Source organism: Micromonospora sp. M51 (assembly GCF_018070305.1).
GTDB classification, from domain to species: domain Bacteria; phylum Actinomycetota; class Actinomycetes; order Mycobacteriales; family Micromonosporaceae; genus Micromonospora; species Micromonospora parva.
Genome location: NZ_JAGPXZ010000827.1, coordinates 1 through 2,514, shown reverse-complemented (window position 1 = coordinate 2,514; position 2,514 = coordinate 1). Strand labels below are relative to the sequence as shown.

The following is a 2,514-nucleotide window of genomic DNA, read 5'->3' as shown; positions in this document are numbered from 1 at the left end:
CCGCGCCACGAGCCGTTCGTCGACCACCGTGCCGTCCGGGTGGCGGAGGTTGAACGTCACAGTGCCGCCGCGCCCCGCACCCGTCGTCGGCCCGTACACCTCGACCAGCGGCCCGCCGGTGTCGTGCCGCAGGGTGGCCAGCCGCTCCAGCAGCCAGGCGGTGAGCAGGCCGACCCGGGAGTGGACGAGGTCCACGCCGATCGAGTCGAGCCAACGCAAGCCGAACTCCACGTCCGGGATGCTCAGGAAGTTGAGCGTGCCGTCCTCGAACGCCGACTCGTCGTCCATCGGCCGGTGCCAGTCACCCTGCACACTCACCGCCCGGATCGTGCCGCCGGCGAACCATGGCCGGCGCAACCGGGCCAGCGCCGAACGGCGAGCCAGCAACGCGCCGACGCCGGTCGGGTAGCCGAAGAGCTTGTACCAGCTCAGGCACACGAAGTCCGGCCGTACGACGCTGAGGTCCAGCCGGTTCGTCGGCGCGAAGGCGGCAGCGTCGAGCAGCACGTCGTAGCCCCGCTGCTGGGCCAGCTCCACCCAGCCCAGCGGGTGCTGCACCCCGGAGAAGTTGCTCTGCGCCGGATAGGCGAACAGCCCGCGCCGACGCGACCGACGGGCCAGGCGGCCCCGGCCGGCGTCGAGCGCCGCGACCAGGTCCGACTCGGCGACCCGCAGCTCCGGCCCGTCCAGCGGCACATAGCGCACGGACCCGCGGGCCGACCGGGCGTACTCGCGGATGCCGTTGACCGAGTTGTGGTTGTCCCAGGTCAGCACCAGTGACGCGGTCCTGCCGAAGTCGTACGCCTCGCCGACCAGCCGGCAGGCGCCGCTGGCGTTCGGGGTGAAGACGACCGCGTACTCGGCCGGGTCGGCGCGGAAGAAGTCGAGCACCGCGCGTCGCGCCGACTCCACCAGCGAACCGGCCGCCGCGCTGGTCGGGTTCTCCGAGTGCGGGTTGCTGTACAGGCCGGCGAGCAGCCGATCGTGGTGGGCGCGCACCTGGGCCTGGGCCGTCACCCCGGCCCCGGCGTAGTCGAGGTACACCCGCCCGTCGGCGTCCAGGTGTCGGTACTCGGTGGCGCGCAGCTCGTCGATCCGGCCGGTGGCGGCGTATCCCGGCAGCGCGGTGGGGGAGGTGTGCGGGGCCGGCTCACTACGCACGACGGAAGTCCCTCCGCACCAGCACCGCCCAGGCCGCGCCCAGGAAGAGCAGCACGAAGCCGCCGAGCACCAGCCAGTCGACCCACACCGGTCGGGAGAAGCTGTCGCCGTACGTGGCCAGTAGCGGCGGGCCGAGCGGGGAGCCGCCGTCGCGCCAGAGCCGCTCCACCCCGGCGGTGTGCCCCAGGCCCTCGAACGCCCACCGGTTCGACATCGCGTAACTGAGCCACTGACCGCCGACAGCCATGGCCGGCACCGGCAGGATCGCGCCGACGAACAGCACCTGCGGGAAGCAGAGCATCGGCAGCATGAGCGTCGCCTGCGCCGCGTCGGACACGGCCGCCGAGCAGAGCAGGCCGAGGGCGAGCGCCGCCGCCGAGGAGAGCAGCAGGGTCGCGTACAGGGCGGCGAAGTCGGCGCCGCCGACCGGCGGGAGCCGGTCCATGCCGCGCAGCACCCCGAGCAGCGCCAGGTCCACCAGGGCGAGCAGTGGCAGCAGCACCGCGACCTTCGCCAACAGGTACGGGGCCAGCCGGACACCGGCCAGCCGCTCCCGGCGCAGGATCGGCAGCTCGGTGCAGATCTGGAGGAGCCCGTAGGTCAGCCCGAAGAAGAAGCCGCCGAACGCGATCCAGAAGAGGATCATCACGGTCACCGTCGGGCTTGGTCGGCTCGGCTCGAACGCCCCCGGCCGGAACAGCAGCGCGAACATGCCGAGCACCATCAGCGGGGAGCCGAGCAGGATCGCCAGCGTCAGCCGGTTGCGGGCGACGATCTCCGCGTTGCGCGCGGTGAGGACCGCCCACTGGCGCAGCCGGCCGGCGCGCCGGGGTGGCGGCACGGCGCCGCCGTCATCGTCGGTGCTCCGGGCCGGCTGCTCGGCGGTGCTTCCGGCCGGCTGGTCGGCGTCGCGCTGTTCGGCGAAGCGGTCGGGCCACTCGGCGGGCCGGGTGGTGTCGTCGAGTCGGAGGTGCAGCTCGACGAGGGACCGCAGGCCGAAGAACTCCCGGGCGGCGGCCGGGGTGCCGCTGAAGGCCAGCCGGCCCTGACGGGTCAGCACGACGACCCGGTCGCAGTGGTCCACGTCGGTGACCTGGTGAGTGGTCAGCACGACAGTGGCTCCCGTGTCGGCGAGCGCGCGGAGCACCCGGAGCAGCTCCACGGCGATCGCCGGGTCGAGTCCGGAGGTGGGTTCGTCCAGGAAGAACACGCCGGGTCGGGTGAGCAACTCGACGGCGATGCTGGCGCGCTTGCGTTCACCGCCGCTGAGCAGGCCGACCGGCGTGCCGGCCCGGTCGGTGAGTCGCAGCTCGGCGAGCACCTGTGCGACCCGGTCACTGATCTCCTCCGGCT

At 73.3% G+C, this 2,514-nt stretch carries 2 protein-coding genes; both read right to left on the bottom strand.

What is annotated here, in order from left to right; genetic code table 11:
* On the bottom strand, positions 1–1,161 hold a 1,161-nt coding region (locus KBX53_RS29380), incomplete at its 3' end, for an aminotransferase class V-fold PLP-dependent enzyme (protein WP_210862871.1).
* A partial coding sequence (locus tag KBX53_RS29375) for an ABC transporter permease (protein ID WP_210862869.1) occupies positions 1,154–2,514 on the bottom strand: 1,361 nt, incomplete at its 5' end. The genes KBX53_RS29375 and KBX53_RS29380, both read right to left, overlap by 8 nt.